Source organism: Halopenitus sp. POP-27 (genome assembly GCF_029889855.1).
GTDB lineage: Archaea > Halobacteriota > Halobacteria > Halobacteriales > Haloferacaceae > Halopenitus > Halopenitus malekzadehii.
Genome location: NZ_JARANU010000008.1, coordinates 54,476 through 72,337, shown reverse-complemented (window position 1 = coordinate 72,337; position 17,862 = coordinate 54,476). Strand labels below are relative to the sequence as shown.

Annotated in this window: 14 protein-coding genes and 2 pseudogenes; 7 read left to right on the top strand and 9 right to left on the bottom strand. The window is 68.0% G+C overall.

Annotation, left to right across the window (positions count from 1 at the left end):
* Positions 1 to 91: 91 nt before the first annotated feature.
* The 6 genes from OQF70_RS06695 to thyA all read right to left on the bottom strand — a co-directional run bounded on the left by OQF70_RS06695 (position 92) and on the right by thyA (position 6,975).
* Entirely contained in the window at positions 92 to 1,294 is a 1,203-nt protein-coding gene (locus OQF70_RS06695; RefSeq protein WP_280536602.1) for a redox-regulated ATPase YchF, read from the bottom strand.
* A 93-nt stretch (positions 1,295 to 1,387) separates the two neighbouring features.
* Entirely contained in the window at positions 1,388 to 3,028 is a 1,641-nt protein-coding gene (locus OQF70_RS06690) for a hypothetical protein (protein WP_280536601.1), read from the bottom strand.
* Between the two features lie 90 nt (positions 3,029 to 3,118).
* Positions 3,119 to 3,904 (bottom strand): archaeal proteasome endopeptidase complex subunit alpha, encoded by a 786-nt coding sequence (gene psmA / locus OQF70_RS06685; RefSeq protein ID WP_280536600.1) that lies wholly within the window; start codon positions 3,902 to 3,904, stop codon positions 3,119 to 3,121.
* Positions 3,905 to 4,194: 290 nt separating this feature from the next.
* On the bottom strand, positions 4,195 to 5,259 hold the full coding sequence (locus OQF70_RS06680) for a hemolysin family protein (RefSeq protein ID WP_280536599.1): 1,065 nt from the start codon (positions 5,257 to 5,259) through the stop codon (positions 4,195 to 4,197).
* A gap of 126 nt (positions 5,260 to 5,385) precedes the next feature.
* Positions 5,386 to 5,946: a dihydrofolate reductase gene (locus OQF70_RS06675; RefSeq protein WP_280536598.1), complete on the bottom strand. Its 561-nt coding sequence runs from the start codon at positions 5,944 to 5,946 to the stop codon at positions 5,386 to 5,388.
* Positions 5,947 to 5,952: 6 nt separating this feature from the next.
* Entirely contained in the window at positions 5,953 to 6,975 is a 1,023-nt protein-coding gene (thyA, locus tag OQF70_RS06670; protein ID WP_280536596.1) for a thymidylate synthase, read from the bottom strand.
* Between the two features lie 227 nt (positions 6,976 to 7,202).
* On the opposite strand from thyA, the gene OQF70_RS06665 reads away from it, so the two are divergent.
* Positions 7,203 to 8,744, top strand: a complete 1,542-nt coding sequence (locus OQF70_RS06665; protein ID WP_280536595.1) for a deoxyribodipyrimidine photo-lyase — start codon at positions 7,203 to 7,205, stop codon at positions 8,742 to 8,744.
* Positions 8,745 to 8,819: 75 nt separating this feature from the next.
* Here the strand turns inward: OQF70_RS06665 and OQF70_RS06660 are convergent, their stop codons facing one another.
* Both OQF70_RS06660 and OQF70_RS06655 read right to left on the bottom strand, forming a co-directional pair.
* Positions 8,820 to 9,497, bottom strand: a complete 678-nt coding sequence (locus OQF70_RS06660; protein ID WP_280536594.1) for a phosphoglycolate phosphatase — start codon at positions 9,495 to 9,497, stop codon at positions 8,820 to 8,822.
* A gap of 31 nt (positions 9,498 to 9,528) precedes the next feature.
* Positions 9,529 to 10,746 (bottom strand): lycopene cyclase domain-containing protein, encoded by a 1,218-nt coding sequence (locus OQF70_RS06655; RefSeq protein WP_280536593.1) that lies wholly within the window; start codon positions 10,744 to 10,746, stop codon positions 9,529 to 9,531.
* A 175-nt stretch (positions 10,747 to 10,921) separates the two neighbouring features.
* Here OQF70_RS06655 and OQF70_RS06650 point away from each other — a divergent pair.
* The 4 genes and pseudogenes from OQF70_RS06650 to OQF70_RS06635 all read left to right on the top strand — a co-directional run.
* Positions 10,922 to 11,755 (top strand): annotated as a pseudogene (locus OQF70_RS06650) (acyltransferase); the annotation flags it as partial.
* A gap of 48 nt (positions 11,756 to 11,803) precedes the next feature.
* Positions 11,804 to 12,154 carry a hypothetical protein gene (locus tag OQF70_RS06645; RefSeq protein ID WP_280536592.1) on the top strand — a complete coding sequence of 117 codons (351 nt, stop codon included), beginning with the start codon at positions 11,804 to 11,806 and terminating at the stop codon, positions 12,152 to 12,154.
* Positions 12,155 to 12,236: 82 nt separating this feature from the next.
* Complete coding sequence (locus tag OQF70_RS06640; protein WP_280536591.1) at positions 12,237 to 12,668, top strand: universal stress protein; 432 nt, start codon at positions 12,237 to 12,239, stop codon at positions 12,666 to 12,668.
* A 124-nt stretch (positions 12,669 to 12,792) separates the two neighbouring features.
* Positions 12,793 to 14,940: an AMP-binding protein gene (locus tag OQF70_RS06635; RefSeq protein ID WP_280536589.1), complete on the top strand. Its 2,148-nt coding sequence runs from the start codon at positions 12,793 to 12,795 to the stop codon at positions 14,938 to 14,940.
* Between the two features lie 63 nt (positions 14,941 to 15,003).
* On the opposite strand, the gene aroC is transcribed toward OQF70_RS06635, so the two are convergent.
* Entirely contained in the window at positions 15,004 to 16,188 is a 1,185-nt protein-coding gene (aroC, locus tag OQF70_RS06630) for a chorismate synthase (RefSeq protein WP_280536587.1), read from the bottom strand.
* A 111-nt stretch (positions 16,189 to 16,299) separates the two neighbouring features.
* Here aroC and OQF70_RS06625 point away from each other — a divergent pair, with 111 nt between their 5' ends.
* Positions 16,300 to 17,094 (top strand): winged helix-turn-helix domain-containing protein, encoded by a 795-nt coding sequence (locus OQF70_RS06625; RefSeq protein ID WP_280536586.1) that lies wholly within the window; start codon positions 16,300 to 16,302, stop codon positions 17,092 to 17,094.
* A gap of 62 nt (positions 17,095 to 17,156) precedes the next feature.
* Positions 17,157 to 17,567: pseudogene (locus OQF70_RS06620) on the top strand (bifunctional nuclease family protein); the annotation flags it as partial.
* Positions 17,568 to 17,862 lie beyond the last annotated feature (295 nt).

The following is a 17,862-nucleotide window of genomic DNA, read 5'->3' as shown; positions in this document are numbered from 1 at the left end:
CGGCTTCGTCCCCGCCGGTTAAGAACCTCCCGGGACCGTCTTCGGGGTCTTCAGGGTCTCGGGGTCTTCAGGGTCTCGGGATCTTCGGGACCTACGGTGCGGCCTGCTTCGTGGAGACCAGCTCGATCACGTCGCGATGTTCGAGTTCGTGATCCTTCGACACCTGTCTGTCCGCCCGACAGTCGAGCCCGTGAAGAAGTCCCTCGCCGATGTCCGAGTGGATGTGGAAGGCGAAGTCCTCCGTCGTCGACCCCTCCGGGAGGATGAAGCAGTCCCGGAAGACGCCCTTCTCGTCGGTCGGCCCGTTCGCCGACCCGGGGAAGACCGCGATGCAGCCGAGCACGTCGAAGACCGCGGCCTCGAGCGACGTCTGGACGCCGGTGCCACCGTATTCATCGAGGAACTCCGCGATCCGGTCGAGGCCGGCGGCCTGCTCGTCGTCGAGGTCCGCGAGCACCTCGAAGTCGTCGTCGCCCGCAGTGTAGTCGATCGCGCCGGACTCGTCGGCGTTCTTGAGCGCCTTCTCCGCGTGGGCGCTCGTCGAGACGAACGTGAGGTGGTCGTAGTCGGGATCGGTCGTGATCGCCTCCCAGTTGTCCTGTGCCGCCGGCGTGTCCATCTTGTTGGCCGCGACGATCATCGGCTTGGTCCGCTTGCGGATCTCCCGCGCGAGCTCCTCACGGTCGGCGTCGTCCCACGTCTCGGGGTCGAGTTCGAGCCCCTCGGCAAGTATCACCTGCTTGACCCCGTCCTTCGTGATCCCGAACGCGGAGAGCTGCTCTGCGAGTTCGACCTCGATCGCCGCATCAGATCCGTGGTATCGAGTCTCGTACTTGTCGATCCCCTTCTCGAGGACGTCGAGGTACCACTGGTCGAGCTCCTCCTCGAGGAAGTCGATGTCCTCGCGGGGGTCGTGTCCCTCGGTCGCCTCGCCCTCGATGTCGGTCGTCCCCGAGAAGTCGACGACGTGGACCAGCACGTCCGTCTCGTTCAGATCGGTGAGGAACTGGTTCCCGAGGCCGCGCCCCTCGTGTGCGCCCGGGACGAGCCCGGCGACGTCGACGAGCCGGATCGGGACGAAGCGCGTTCCCGACCGACAGACGCCGACGTTCGGCGTACAGGTCTCATCGAACTCCGGCGCCGCACACGGCACCCTGACGTACGCCTCGCCCACGCTCGGGTCGATCGTCGTGAACGGGTAGGCGCCCTCGGGAACGTCGTTCATCGTCGCCGCATTGAAGAAGGTCGATTTGCCCACCGAGGGCTTGCCGACCAGACCGATCCGATAACTCATTATCCGCGATGGACGCTCGGGGCCTAAAAGCGGCGCGAGACGACGCGTGGTGTGGGATCTGGGGACAGGGTGCGGGGATCGACGAGGCCGTGGTCACTTCCCGTCGGCGTTCGATTCCCCGTCGTCTGCCTCCTCCTCGGACGCCGATTCGCCGGTCGACGTCTCCGCACCGTCATCGTCGAACGGCGATCCCACGATGTCGGGTTCGTGACCCTCGAGGCTGACGACGTTCTCGCGACCGACCCGAAGCTTCGAGACGGTTCCCTCGTCGGTCATCTCCGAGAGAAGCACGCTCACCTTCGATTTCGACCATTCCGTTCGGTCGACGATCCGGGACTGTTTCACCCGGCCACCGTGTTCACGCAGGATCCGAACGACGCGATCCTCGTCGGAGAGGAGCTCCTCGTCGGGGATCGATGGCGTCGTCGCGGCCGGCGCCGCGTCCGTCTCGGTCGGAACATCGCTGTCGTCGGCGTCGGGTTCGGGTGCCGGTGACCCACCGGCGGTCGTCTCCCGCGCGTGGGATCGCCGGTTCGGATCGGCAGTGTCCCCGTCCGGATCGGCGGTCTCCCCGTCGGGGTCGGCGGTCGTATCGTCCGGCCCGCCGATATGGTCGGGATCATCGAGGCCGTCGGCAGTTCGGGCCGTGTCCGGTCCCTCCCCGCCTTCATCCCGGTCGGCCACCGACGGGGTCGTCGCCGGTGTGCCGGATGGTTCGTCGCCGAGGCGGCGTCGGATGACGATGCCGAGGAGCAGTCCGACGACGCCGAGAGCCGCCACGATCGGCACCCATCCGGTGTCGCCGTCGTTCGTCTCCTCGGGTCCGCCGGCCGGATCAGTCGTCAGCTCACCGTCCGAGCCGGTTCCGGGTCCCGAGTCGATCCCCGACCGGTCGGCTCCGTCCGTCGGAGAGTCAGTGGCGTCGCTCCCGCCGGACGCGGTTTCCTCGCCGGGATCGGTCGCGTTCTCGACCGCGAAGACCGCCCACGGCCGTCGATCGGTGAACTGGCGCTCACCCTCCCAGGTGACGGACACGCTGTCGGTCAGCGAATCGGGGTTCGAGAGCGTTCCCTCCGGCTCGACGGATCGAAAGGCGAGCGAGTCCCCCGGCTTGAACACGAGCTCCTGATCGGGGCCGACGTAGAAGCCACCCTCGAAGACGTCGCCCACGGTGACCGTATCCCCCGCGACGACGCCGAAGCCGTGCCAGGTGAACCGCAACTCGACGACGCCGATGTCGTTGCCGATCGTCGACCGGACGAACGCGTCACGGCCGAAGCCGTCGGCGGCCATCTCTCGGTCGGTCGCGTTCTGGCCGGCTCCAACGAGCCCGGTCGCATCGGATCGGAAGTTTCGGTAGAGATCGGTCTCCTCCGTTCGAAACCGTTCCGCGAACGTCTCGAAGGAGTCCCGTTCGTCCGCGGATTCGAGCACGCGTTCGTACCGCAGCGTCCACACGCCGCGCCCGTCTTGACGGACCGTTATCTCGAAGACGCTCCGGTCGAACCCGCCCGAATCGGCCTGCGGCTCGTGGGGTATCGGCCCGATCGCCGTCGTCCCCGTGGGATCGGTCCCTTCCACGACGGCGGCGGTTACGTCTCCCCCGGCAGCGGTTACGTCTTCCCCAGCGGCGGGTGTGCCTCCCTCGGCAGCCGTTGGAGCGATAGCTCCGGCGAGTCCCGCAACGAGCAGGACGAAACAGCAGCCGATGCCGATCGCGACTGATCGCCGCATTCGTTCGGAAGGGCTCGCCCGTGAGTAAAAGCGCTTGCGTCCCGCAGTCGGCCGTCTCCGATCTTCGGGACCGCCCGACGATGGTCCGGGCTACTCGTCGTCGGCCGGTTCGTCGTCGTCGGCCGGTTCGTCGTCCTCCTCGTCGGCTACGGCGTCCGCGTCGGCCGGCAGGTCCGGCACGACGTCCGTAATGTCTCCTTCGGAGACGACCCGGTAGCCGTCGGCTTCGGTGATGGTGGCGATCGAGAGGTCGGCCGCCGTCAGGTCGTCGGCGTACTCGCCGAGCGCGGTGACCGCCAGCTCGATGCCGTCCTCGAGGCTCAGCGAGTCGGTCCAGTTCTCCTCGAGCGTCGACTGGATCTCCTCGCGGCCGTCGCCGATCACGGTTGCCTTCCACTCGTGGGGCGTTCCGGAGGGATCGGCGCCGAACAGGCGCGGCTCGCCGTTCTCGATCCCGCCGATGAGCAGCGCGGCGCCGTACGGGCGCGTGCCGCCGAGTTGGGTGTTCTCCTGGATGTGGTCGGTGACGTGTTTCGTCAGCGTCTCGATGCCGACCGGCTCGCCGTACCGTAGCTGGTTGACCTGGGTCTGTTGACGCGCCAGGTCGATGAGCTTGCGTGCGTCGGCGACGTGGCCGGCGGAGGCCGTCGCGACGTGGTCATCGAGCTTGTGAAGCTTCTCGATGCTTTCGGCCTCCATCAGCGGCGAGGAGGTCCGGCTCATCGCGGCCAGAACGATCCCCTCGGCGGTGCGGATGCCCACGCTCGGCGCGCCGCGCGAGACCGCCTCGCGGGCGTACTCGACCTGGTAGATCCGACCGTCCGGGGAGAACAGCGAGGTTCCGCGGTCGTACGCCTGCTGGTCGTTACCCCTCATCGGTGCCCACCTCGTCGCTGCACTCCGTCGTCGATCATTACCTCTCGATAGCGTCTCGGCGGGGAAAAACCCTCCCTATTGGGATGCACTGTCGCCAACACGAAGTGGACACACTCGACGCTCGACCTCGACGACTTCGAGTTCAACGGAGTCCAAGACCGGGCCGACTCGCTCGAAGGGAGATGGATGGAAGACTGGAACTCACGGCAAGGTCCCGCATCAACGGTCTCTCAGTCGATAGCCGCGATCGTGGTCGATATCGCTGCAGTGGTGGATACGTCGGCGCTGATTCAGGTCGACGACTGTCGGTCGAGCGGGTCCTCGAGTTCGCCCATTACCGCTTCGAGGGCATCCGTCGCCGTGAGGAGCCCCACGACTGCACCGTCCTCGAGGACGAGCGCGAGCTCCTGGTCTTCGGTTTGGAACTGATCGAACGCGTCGCTAACGTTCGTCTCTGCCGCGAGCGTCATTGGGGGTGCTGCGATCTCGGTGAAGGAGATGGTTCCGTCCATGAGATCTTCGTAGTGGTCGATGATCGACGGTGCGTACACGACCCCGTGAAACGTCGTCAGCTCCTCACCCACCAGCGGAAATCGGGTGTGAGGCGTGTTTCGGATGTGGTCGAAGTTGTCCTCGACTGTGCGGGTGGTTGAGAGGGCAATAATGTCGTCCGCCGGGACCAGTATCTCGCTGACCGCGATCTCGTCGATGTCGAGCGCCGCGAGGATTTCGTCGCGGCGCTCCTCCGGGAGTTCACCCTCCTCTAGAAGCGAGTGCAACCGGTTTCGGAGTTGGGCTCGTGATTCGAGGACTTCCTCTTCGGTTTCCAGCCACGCCCCAGTCATCTCGACCCCGAACAGCTTGAGCGTGGCTTTGGCGATCCAGTCCCCGAGCGTAATGAGCGGGGAGATGAGCCGGTTGAACCAGTACAGCGGCGTCGCTCCGTACCGGCACACCAGCCGGGATCGCTCAACGCCGAGGTAGGTCGGCGTCTGTTCGCCGTGGGTGAGATGCAGGAGATTGATGATTCCGAATGCGATTATCGCCCCCGCGCCGATCGACGCAAGCGGGGTCGTCGCAAAATACGGCTCGAACAGCGCAGCTAGTGCCGGTTCAGCGACGATCCCGACTGCGATGCTGGACGCGGTAATCCCGACTTGACACGTCGTGAGATAGATCTCCAAGTTGTTCGTCATCTCCCAGGCTCGTTCGAGGGCCGGGGTGCCATCGATGAACTCCTGCTCGCTGAACTGTCGCGCCCGGGTCAGCGCAAACTCGATCGCGACGAAGAAGCCGTTCGTCAGGATGAGTAATACGCCGGCGATCAGTCGGAGCGACAGCTCAAGCGGGGTCATCACGGCACGCTATCGAGTCGTGGCATAAATAAGCACAGGACGGCTGTCGGAACCCCCTACGACTGTACGCCCGATCGTGAGGCGGGGGAGTTCGGCGGGGCGTTCGTGGTCCGTGCTGGACTCGGCTCACCGGCGACGGTACGTCCGGAACGTGAGCTCGTCGCGCTCGTCCCGGTCCGTTTCCGTCCACTCGTCGGCGTCCCACTCCGGGAAGTGCGTGTCGCCCGTGTAGGACTCGTTGATCTCCGTGAGCACCAGCTCGTCCGCCAGCGGGAGGAATGCCTCGTAGATCGTCGCGCCGCCGGCGACGTAGACGGTTTCGACGCCCAGGTCGGCGGCAGCCGCGGCGGCGCGGTCGAGCGCGGCCGCGATCCCGTCCGTGCCGACGGCGCCGTCCGGAAGATCGAGATCCGACCGCGAGAGGACGACGTTGACCCGGTCGGGAAGCGGTCCTCCGAGTTGGGCCGCGATGCTCTCGTAGGTCCGCCGGCCGAGGATTACGGGATGCCCCGTCGTCGTCCTTTTAAAGTGCTCAAGATCTACCGGATAGTGCCAGGGCATCCCGCCGGAATCGCCGATGACGCCGTTCTCGGCCACCGCGGCGATGAGGGAGATCGTGAGGTCGTCGGGAACGTCGACGTCGGGTCCGTCGGGAACGTCGACGTCGTCGTTGGGTCGGTCGCTCATCCGACGTCACTCCGCGACCGCGAACGTGATCCCGTCCGCGGAGTCGTAGTCGCGAAGCTCGACGTCGTCGAAGGCGAGTTCGTCGAGCGGCTTGTCGGCGATCTCGATGCGTGGTCGCGACCGCGGCTCCCGGGAACACTGCTCGAGGAGGCCCGGGACGTGGTCGTATCCCTCCTTCTCGGCGGGTTCGTCGGGCGCAACTCCCTCGAGCCATCGCTTCACCTCGCGGTAGTCGTCGGTCGTCTCGACGTCCGCGAGCCGGTCCTGCAGCCGATCGAGGTTGTCCGCGTACCACGCGCCGCGGTCGCCCTCCCCGCAGTACACGTGTGCGTCGACGATGCTGTGACCGAACTCCCCGACCTCGAAGCCCGTCCGCTGGGCGATCGCCGTCGCCAGCAACGAGTAGGCGGCGATGTTGAACGGGACGCCGAGCGCGATGTCGCCGGACCGCTGGGTGAGATGCAGGTTGAGCCGGCCGCCCTGGACGTTCACGACGAACGTGTAGTGACACGGCGGCAGCGTCGAGACGGCCGCGTTGGCGGGGTGCCAGGCGTTCACGACCATTCGGCGGGAGTGCGGGTTCTCCTCGAGAGTGTCGAGGACGTACTGGATCTGGTCGAACGTCCGGTGACGGGTCCCGTCGGCGTCCTCCTCGACGGTCACCCACCGGTGTGCGTCGTCGGGCCAGCTCTCGCCGTCGAGGCCGCTCTCGGGAACCGGATAGCGCCGCCAGAAGCGCCCGTAGGCCGTGTCGAGCCGCCCCTCCTCGTCGGCCCACGCGTCCCAGATCGCGGTGTGTTCCCGGAGGTTCCGCACGTGTTCCTCACCCGAGAGGTACCAGAGGACCTCGTGGATGAGCGAGTTCCATCGGTAGCCGTCCAGCTTCTTGGTGGTCAACAGCGGGAATCCCTCGGCCAGATCGACGGTGTACCCGCCGCTGAAGTTCGCGATCGTGTCCACGCCCGTGCGGTTCGGCTTATAAACGCCCTCCGAGAGGGTCTCGTCGACGAGATCGAGGTACTGTTGCATGGTGGATCGAGATCGGCCCGGCGCCGACCGACGGACACGCCGCGGCGGTCCGATCGGTCGACGAGCGTTGTCTCGACAAGCGGCGTCGATCTATTAAAACCGCGTCATCCCGAGTCGCGGTCTCCGTTCCCCGTGGGATGCTGGTTTCCGCCGGATGCCGTCTCCACCGCACGGGCAAACCTTCAGCACGGCCAAACCTTCAGGGACGTCGCGTCCGTGTCCGACGTATGGATCTGTTCTGGCACCGGCGTGACCTCCGGGTCGCGGACAACGTCGGTCTGTCGGCGGCCGCCGACCACGGACCGGTCGTCCCGTGTTTCGTCCTCGACGACGCCGTCCTCGAGCATGCCGGCCCGCCCCGCGTCCGATACCTGCTCGCGTCCCTCGCCGAGTTGCGGGACGCCTACCGGGAACGTGGGAGCGACCTGATCGTCGGCCGGGGTGATCCGGCCGAGATCCTCCCGCAGCTCGCGGCCGCCCTCGGTGCCGATCGGGTGGTCTGGAACCGCGGCTATTCCGGGCTGGCACGCGAGCGCGACGCCCGGGTCGAGGAGTCGCTCGCGGAGCCGCTTGGGGCCGAGTCGCCCGACGTCGAGACGTACCACGACGCCGTCATCCACGACCCCGACGCGATACGGACCAACAAGGGGGACCCGTACTCCGTGTTCACCTACTACTGGAAGAAGTGGCGCGACCGGGAGAAGGCCACGCCCGAGCCGGCACCGTCGGAAGGGGACCTCCTCGACGCGGAGCGACTGCGAGCGGTCGTCGACGATATCGCGGCGGACTTGGATGCGGTGGATGCGACGATCTCCGTCGGAACACTCCCCACGATCGCGGACCTCGGGTTTGCCGAGCCGGAGGCGGACCCGATCCCGGCCGGCACCGCCGGCGCACGCGATCGGCTGTCGTCGTTCGTCGAGGCCGACGTCTTTCGCTATGAGGCGCTTCGCGACGTTCCCGCGGCGTCGGCCACGTCCGACCTCTCACAGGACCTCTCGTTCGGGACGATCGGTCCCCGCGAGGTGTACGCCGCCACCGAGGACGCGATGGAACGCGCGGCGGCCGGCGACGCCGACGACGCGGTCGCCGACCTCGAAGGCGGGGACGCGGATTCCGAGGACGCCGACCCGGTCTCGAGCGTCAGGGAGTTCCGGAGCCAGCTCGCCTGGCGGGAGTTCTACCTGCAGGTCCTGTTTCACAACCCCGGGACGGTCTCGCGGAACTACAAGAGCTACGAGCACCCGATCGACTGGCGCGATGACCCCGACACGCTGGCCGCCTGGAAACGCGGCGAGACCGGCTATCCGATCGTCGACGCCGGGATGCGGCAACTCCGAACGGAGGCGGATATGCACAACCGGGTGCGGATGATCGTCGCCTCCTTCCTCACGAAGGACCTGCTCGTCGATTGGCGCGAGGGGTACGCGCACTTCCGCGAGCACCTCCGGGATCACGACACCGCCAACGACGTCGGCGGCTGGCAGTGGGCCGCCTCCACCGGAACCGACGCGCAGCCCTACTTCCGGATCTTCAACCCGATGACGCAGGGCGAACGCTACGACCCCGACGCCGAGTACATCACGACCCACGTTCCCGAACTCCGCGGCGTCGATCCCGACCTGATCCACGACTGGCACGAGCTCGATCCGGATCGGCGCGAGGCGGTCGCGCCCGAGTATCCGGCACCGATCGTCGACCACGCCGAGCGCCGGGAGGACGCCCTCGCGACCTTCGAGGCGGCACGCGGCGAGGCCGACGACGGCTGATTCGGGGTCGGCGGTATCGAGCCGACGGGAACCGAGCCGACGGGAACCGAGCCGACGGTATCCGTTCCCGCGACGTCACCGATCCGCCGCGATCAGCGCCTCGAGCACGCCCGCGGTCCCGTCCATATGTGCGTCCGCGAGCACCGTGTCGGCGGCCTCGCGCGCGACGTCGTCAGCGTTGGCCACGGCGTACGACTCGCCGGCGACCGCGAAGGTCGAGGCGTCGTTCTCGCTGTCGCCGATCGCGACGAACGCGTCGGGGTCGTACTCGAGCAGCTCGCAGAGCTCCTCGAAGGCGTCACCCTTCGAGACGCCCGGCGAGGTGACGTGATAGGCGTACCCCGTGTCGATCACCGTCTGGTCGTGGTCGGCGGCGATCGACCGAAGCAGCTCCTCGTCGGCGTCCATTGAGATTGCGACCTCGGTCTCACGCCATCGGTTGACCGTCGTTCGGCCGCCCCAGCCCAGATTGCCGCCGCGCTCGATGAACTCCTCGGCGACCGCCCAGCAGGCGTCCGGGTCACCCGTGAACCGGGTCTCGCCGTCGGCGTAGACGACGCCACCGTTCTCCGCGATCACGTGTTCGGGCAGACCCAGAAAGTGCGCGAGTGCGACCGGATACGGGAACGCCTTCCCGGTCGCGAACACGACCGGCGCCTCCCAGCTCGGCAGCAGCTCGAAGGCCCGGGGGTCGATCCGGTGGTCGGCGGTGGTCAGCGTCCCATCGATGTCGAGCACGAGCGGCGGCACCATACCGGCACCCCGAGCGCGCGGGACAACGACCTTACGATCCGGCCCCGGCGTCCATCGACCGGATCGTCTCGTGGACGCCGAGGACGAACGCGGGGACGACGACCATAAAGACGTGCTCCTCGATCGGGATCCCGAACAGGTCGATGCCGGTCCGGGTCACGATCGCGAAGACGCCGACCTCGAGGGTGTACCAGTCCCAGACGTACGCGACCGGGTAGATCGCGGCGATCGTGACCGCGGCCCGTCGGAGTGCGTTCACCCGGTACAACAACGCGACCGCGACCGTCCCGAAGAGGACCTCGGTGGCCAGATAGGTGACCGGTCCAAGCGCCGTGACGTCCGGGAGGCCGACCGGATCCAGGGGCCGGTACCACGTCGCGACGACCAACAGCGCAAGGAACAGGTACGTCCCGCGGATCAGCAGCATCGTCGCCAGCGTCGACGGTGCCCGGTAGGCAACCATCGCGACCGTCGCGAAGACCGCCACGGCCACGGGCGCGGACGCCGGAAACACCCCGGAGACGGTCCCCCACAACACCATCGTCCCGCCGAGCCCGAAGAGCCCGTAGGCGAGCCGGCGGGCCCGCTCCGGGCCGAGCAGGACCGCGACGGTCCGCTTGTCGATGCTCGCGTCGTAGGTGTGGTCCGATTCGTCGTCGACGACCTTCACGCCCGTCAGGACGACGAGAAACACGACCGCGAACGCGAGGATCGTCGTCGGGTCGCCGGGTGCCCCGATGGTGCCAGCCTGGGCGGCACCAGCCGGGACGACACCGGTCTGCACGACGTGGCCACCGACCATCGCGACCGCGATCCCGGTCGGATAGCCCATCGTCGAGCCGAGGGGAGTCGTATCGAGCTGCGGCGCGTGCAGATAGCCGATGACCCACATCGGGAGGGTGAGCGCGGCCGCCGTCGGACCGGCGAGGGCGCCGACGGCGAGCAGGCAGGCGAAGAATCCCGCACTCGCCCCGAGGAGCGCGATCCGACAGCCGTCCGCGGTCATCGGGTGGTCGTCGTCCTCGCCGCGCAGGTGGAAATCGACGTACCCGTCCTTCACGTGGGCGGTGTAGACGGCGAAGAAGGCCGCGAGCGCGTGGACGGCACCCGCCGAGATCGACGGCGCGCCGGCGACGATCGCGCCGAACCACGACGCCGCGATCGGCGGCAGCATGAACACGGGGTGGATCTGGGAGGCGAGCGCGCCGACGTCGGCCCGAAACCCGGTCGCCGTCCTGGCGAAAGCCATACTGTATGTGATCACGGGACACGCGACCTTAGTGTTTGGCGGCGGAACGCACGGATGGCGATCGGTCGCCGGGGAGCCGCTTCTCATCGACGCGTCTCGTGGCCCGGCGTCGCGGCGTCAGCCGATCGTCGGACGCCCCGTTCAACTTATACCGTCGCGCGGTCTGTGACCGGACGTGTCACTGGGACCGGACCCGCTCGACGAGCTCGCCGTCCCGGACGGGACGACGGTCGAGGAACACGACATCGTGACCGACGGAGACGTCCTGATCGGCGGGCAGTCGACCGTCGAACTCGGGATCCGCGGTCGAACCGTCGCAGCCGGCGAGCGCGTGACCGTCGCGGGTGACATCGAGGCGGCCGGCGATTGCCGCCTCGATATGCTCTGTGACGTCGACGGCAACGTGCTGGTCGGGGAGGACGCGTATCTCGGCGAGCGCGTCCACATCGCCGGCCGGCTGATGGTCTCCGGTGATCTGGACATCGGCGACGACGTCGACGTCGAGGAGGGCTTCGACGCGAACGGCTGGATCGTCATCCGAAACCCGGTTCCAACCCTCGTCTTCTACTTCATCGTCCTTTCACAGCTGCTGCGCGCCGGGGATCGCGAGGCGGCCGATGAGCTCGCGGCCGCGCTCTCCGAGGACGGGGACGGGAACGAGGACGGCGAGGATCCGCTCGTGGTTCCCCGCGGTGCGACCGTCTCCGACGACGCCTGGCGCGTCTCGACGCCGGCGACGATCGGCGACGACTGTCGGCTCCACGGCAACGTTCGAGCGGAGTCAATGGCGGTCGGGACCGGGAACACGATCTTCGGTTCCCTTCGCGCCCGAGAGGACATCGACGTCGGTTCGGACACGACGATCCACGGCGACGTGACGACCCGCGGCGGAACCGCAACGATCGCCGCCGGCGCTCACGTCCGCGGCGACGTCTCGGCTCGGGACATCGACGTCCACGCTGACGCGACCGTTGACGGGGCGCTTCGGGCTCGCGGGGAGCTGACGCTCCGTAGATCGGCGGATGATTTATAAGATCTCCCCGACCCGTTTCGGGATATGTGCGGCGGGACGCGCTCGGCGTATTGGGAGTCGGTCGCGAGCGTCGTCGAGCGTGCACGCCGGCGCCACGAGCGATTCGATCCGACCGACGACGCCGCCGCCGCCGCGATCGACGACGGGATCCGTCCGATCGTCGTCGTGTACGCCCGCGCGCGCCGTGACGGCGTGACCCTGTCACCGGTCGAACGATCGCTGCTCGAGAGCGTGCTGAACGAATGGATCGCGACCTACGCGGACTGTCTCGACCGGTCGATCGAGAACACGTACTCCCTCCACGAGATCGCCCGCACCTGCCGCGATCACGGATCGATCGACGAGGCCGTTGCGGCGATGACCGAATCCGGTTGATGATCGTGGTGATCGTCGCGCCCGGTTGACGATCGTCGCAAGGGGGAGTTTTTACACGGACCTTCCCGTATCATCGATCGGAATGTACGATCAGATCCTCGTTCCGACCGACGGAAGCCCGGCAGCCGACGCGGCGATCGACCACGCGATCGACCTCGCGAAGCAGTACGATGCACGAATCCACGCGCTGTACGTCGTCGACGGCTCCGCCTATTCGACGCTTGAGGCGGGGTCGGAGATCGTCGTCGGCGCCCTGGAGTCGGAGGGTGAAGAGGCGACCGACCGTGTCGCCGAGACCGCGGCCGATGCGGGCGTCGAGGCCGTGACGAGCGTCGTCAACGGGACTGCGTATCGAACGATCTCCGAGTACGTCGACGACAACGCGATCGACCTGATCGTGATGGGAACCCACGGCCGACAGGGACTCGACCGATACCTCCTCGGGTCGGTGACCGAACGAGTCGTGCGCACCGCTGACGTGCCGGTGTTGACCGTCCGAGAAAACGACGAGTGACCGTAAAGGAGGGACCGTCGACGTCGTCGTTCCGCAGCACCGATCGCGGCGTTTCGCTTGTCGATGCCGATCGACTGCCGGTGTGATCACAAGACAATAGTCGACTCCGTCACATACCCGGCGTATGCGCGATTGGCTCTCCCACCGCGTCGTCGCCGCGCCGAACGCGACCGCGCTCGTGCGGGCGGCGGACGGCGAGGCCTGGACCTACGCGGATCTCGACCGGCTCGTTGAGGAGACTGCGGGCCGGCTGGCCGCTCACGGCGTGACTCCCGGGACGCACCTCGGCGTGCATCTCTCCCCGCGGGTGGGGTACGTCGGCCTCGTCCACGCCGCGATGCAGCTCGGGGCCACGCTCGTGCCGATCGGTCACGAGCTCACTCCGCGTGAGATCGGCGTCCGCCTCGACCGGGCGGACGTCGACGTGCTCGTCTGCGGCGCCGAGACCGAACGGACCGCGATCGAGGGCGCTTCGGGGACCGGGATGTCGATCCTCTCGGTGGACACCCCGGGCGACATAGGGAACTCGGGTGACTCGGGAGTCTCAGTGGCAGAGGATTCGGAGGACTTGGGAACCGCGATGGGTTCGGGGGACTCGGTGAGTTCGGACGAATCCTCCGGGAGCGTCACCGCGCTTCACGACCCCGATCCGGAATCGGTCCCGACCCCGTCGTGGGAGCCGGCGGATCGGCTCTGTGTGCTGTTCACCTCCGGAACGAGCGGCCGGCCGAAGGCGGTCGAGCTCACCGCCGGCAACGTCCTCTTCTCGGCGATCGCCTCCGGGTTTCGGCTCGGCGTTCATCCCGACGACCGGTGGCTCGTGACGCTGCCGCTGCACCACGCCGGCGGGCTCTCGCCCATCTATCGATCGGTCCTCTCGGGGACGACCATCGTGCTTCGTGAGGATTTCGATCCCGGCGAGGCCGCCGACGACATCGACCGGTACGACGTCACCGGCGTCTCGCTCGTCCCGACGATGCTCACCCGAATGCTCGAGCGTCGCGGCACCCTGTCGGACTCGCTGCGGACGGTCCTGCTCGGCGGCGCGCCCGCCACCGAGGGCCTGATCGAGCGCTGTGAGAACTACTCGATCCCGGTGTATCCGACCTACGGGATGACCGAGACGGCGTCCCAGATCGCGACGGCCACGCCCGAGGAAGCCTTCGCGAACCCGGGAACCGTCGGACGGCCGGTCTTCTGGACCGACCTCACCGTCGTCGATGACGAGGGAGAGCCCGTCGATCGCGGCGAGACCGGCGAGCTCGTCGTCGCCGGGCCGATCGTCTCCCCGGGCTACTACGGCGACCCGGATGCGACCGCTGACGCAACCGGCGAACACGGCCTCCACACCGGCGACGTCGGGCGGATCGACGAGGACGGCAACGTCCACGTGATCAACCGGCTCGACGACCGGATCGTCACCGGCGGGGAGAACGTCGATCCCGGCGACGTCGCCGGTGTCCTCGCCGATCACGATGCCGTCCGTGCGGCGGCCGTGCTCGGGCTCCCCGACGAGACGTGGGGCGAACGCGTCGGCGCACTGCTCGTTCCCGCGGACGTGGAGGACGCCGCTGCTGACGATGACCGCGCGGGAGACGAAACGAATCCGGTTCCCGGGTCAGCTGGGACCGAGCCGGGTGGCGTGGCGGACGAGGCAGCCGATCGTGATCGGACGAACGACGCGGACGGAGCCGACGAGGACTCCCGCGTCGAGAACGCCGATGCCGACGCCGATACCGATGCCGAGCGTCCCACGGATCCGGTCGACTCGGCCGACGACGCGGAGATGGCGGGCGAGCGGGCAGCCGGGTCCGGTGGGGACGATCCCGAAATTGACGGCAACGCACCCGCGGACGATTCGGACGTGCCCGCCGAAACCGACACACCCGCCGAAACGGACGCGAAACGCGACCCGCCGATCGACGAGCGAGCCCTCCTCGAGCACGCTCGCGAGCGTCTGTCCGGGTTCAAGATGCCACGGACGATCGCCTACGTCGAGGAGGTGCCGCGAACCGTCTCGGGAACGGTCGATCGGGAAGCCGCACGCGAGCGCCTGATCGAGGAGGGCGTCGATCCGGAGATCCCGTCCGGGGAGTTCGATCGTGCCGGGTTCGAGCCGGCCGATCCGGAACCGGTTGACGAGACGGATTCCGAGCTGGTCGACGAGGATTCGGAGCCGATCGACGATGACGACTCGGAACCGGTCGACGAGAATTCGGAGCCGATCGACGACGACTCGAAGCCGGTCGAGACGGATCGAACCGACCGGTGAAGCCTGCGCTGGCAGCTCCCCGTTACAGGGACCATTCGTTCCGTGAGTGCCTCGTTTCGGGAGCTACTCGTTTCGGGGACTGCTCGGGTGATACTCGGTGTCGTATTCCCCGGGTTGGTCGTCGATGCGGTCGGGGGTGATCCGGCCGCCGAGCAGCATGAAGTCGAGGACGGTGACGTACAGCATCGCCTCGACCACGGGGACGGCCCGCGGCGGGAGGACGGGGTCGTGGCGGCCGACGACCTGGATCTCCTTCTCCTCGCCGGTCTCCCAGTCCGCGGTGCGCTGCCGTTTCGGGATCGACGTCGGCGCGTGCCAGGTCACCTCGCCGTAGATCGGTTCCCCGGTCGTGATCCCGCCCTGCAGGCCGCCGTGGTCGTTGCCGACCGGAACCGGATCGCCGGGCTCGCTGACCGTCTCGGGATGGTCGCCCTCGTCGAACTCCCAGTCCTCGTTGCGCTCCTTGCCGGTCACTTCGGTCGCGTCGGTTCCCAGCCCGAACTCGAAGGCGGTGGTCGCGGGGATCGACATCATCGCCTGCCCCAGTCGGGACGGGACGCCGTCGAACCGGGGGGCACCGAGTCCGCGCGGGACGCCGCGCGCCTCGAAGTAGATCGAGCCGCCGATCGAGTCGCCCTCGTCCTGGTACGCCTCGATGCGCTCCTGCATCCGGTCGGCGGTCTCGGGGTCCGCACACCGAACGTCGTTCGCCTCCGACTGCTCGAGGATCTGCTCGAAGGGGACCTCCGGGGCCTCGATGTCGTCGATGCGGTTGACGTGGGCCTTGATCGCGACGTCGTGCTCGGAGGCGTCGAGGACCGCCTTCGCGACCGCGCCGGCGGCGACCCAGTTCACCGTCTCCCGGGCCGAGGAGCGGCCGCCGCCGCCCCAGTTGCGCGTTCCGAACTTCGCCGAGTAGGTGTAATCGCCGTGTGAGGGTCGCGGCGCGGTGACGTACGGCTCGTACTTGCCCGACCGGGCGTCCTTGTTCTGGATGACCATTCCGATCGGCGTCCCCGTGGTGTAGCCGTCCTGGACGCCGGAGTTGATCGTCACCTCGTCGGGCTCCCCGCGGGAGGTGGTGATCATCGACTGGCCGGGCTTGCGCCGATCGAGGTCGCGCTGGATCAGGTCCTCGTCGAGCTCGACGCCGGCCGGGCACCCCGAAACCGTGACGCCCATCGCCTCGCCGTGACTCTCGCCGTAGGTGGTCACCTGAAAGAGGCGACCGAACCGGTTGCCGTTCATTACGCACACGTGGGACTTGGGGGCATATATACGTTGTATCTCACATACGCGACGCCACATTCCCCGTCGGTTGACACAAGGGATTTGTAGGCCGCTGTATGAGTGTCGGGTATGTCCCGGCTGCTGCCCTCCCCTCCCGACATCTCCCTCGGCGACCAGGAGCCGCGGGTCGTCGACGTCGATGACGAGCTCGCCGACGAGCTGTTCGCGGCGCTGTCCTCCGAAACCGCCCGATCGCTGCTCTCCACCCTTCACGAGGAGCCCGCGACGACCTCCGAACTCGCCGAGGCCACCGACACGTCCCTTCAGAACGTCCAGTACCACCTCGGGAACCTCTCGGATGCGGACCTGGTCGAGGTCGCCGACACGGTCTACTCGGAGAAGGGCCGCGAGATGAACGTCTATGCCCCCACGAGCGACCCACTCGTGCTGTTCGCCGGCGAGTCGCGCCACAGCGACGGGATCAAGACCGCGCTCAAGCGCCTGCTCGGGGGGTACGGGATCCTCGGGCTGTCGGCGCTGGCCGTCCAGCGACTGTTGGCGGTCACGGTCCCGACCGGCGGTGCGGGAACCGACGGCTACACCGTCACCGATTCCGGGAACGGCGGGGACGGCGGGGACGTCGGCGTCGAGTCCACGGACGGCGGCGATGCGGGCGTGATGCAGACCGAGCCCCCCGAAGCGGAGGCGACCGGCGGCCCGATGACGACGACCGACGGCGGGTCGGGCGGCGGCGACGTCGTCGAGGTGATGTTCGACGGGGCCGCCGCCGAACGCGCCGAGGCGGCCGCCGAACACGCCGTCTCGTTGCTCGAACCCGGCGTCGTCTTCTTCCTCGGCGCGGCGCTCGTGTTCACGCTCACGTGGGCCTACTGGCACTACAACCTGGGCTACTTCGACGACTAGCCGGCCGATCCGGGTCCACGAGCCAGGGGTAGGTACAAACCGTCGGGGGACCTACGTCCCGTATGGACCACCAGGCAGAGATCGTCGCGATCGGTGCCGGGACCGGCGCCGGCGGCGAGGAGATCCCGGCAGTCCTCCTCGCGGCACGCGGGGAGATCCTCCCCGTGTTCGTCACGCCCGACCAGGCCACGTCGATCGGGATGACCCTCGAGGGAGAACCCTTCGAACGGCCGCTCTCCCACGATCTGCTCGTGAGCGTGCTCACCGAGTTCGGCGGCGCGATCGACCGCGTGCGGATCGACGACCTGAGCGAGGGCACCTTCTACGCGAAGGTCGACGTCGAACGGTACGACGACGGCGAGGCGGAACGGTTCGTCTTCGACGCCCGACCCTCGGACGCGCTCGCGGTCGGCGTTCGCGTCGAGTGTCCGATCCTCGTCGCCGACGCGGTCATCGACGAGGCCGGTCGGCCGCCGTCGGAGTTCGGGTTCGACGTCGAACCGGCCGCCGAGGGTGGAGACCCGGAACCCGTCGGGAACCGCGATTCGATCGCTGACGCCGACCCCTTCACCGAACACGGGTCGATCGACGACCGCGACCCGTTCGCGGACCGGGAGCCGGCAACGGACCGGGACTCCGCGATGGATACCGGTGAGGGCGAGCACGGGAGCGAGGACGAGCCGCGATCGACTGACGCGGACGACGCCGATCTGCCGGCCGAATGGACCGAGGATCCCGACGAGGACGACGGTCCGACGTAGCGTCCGG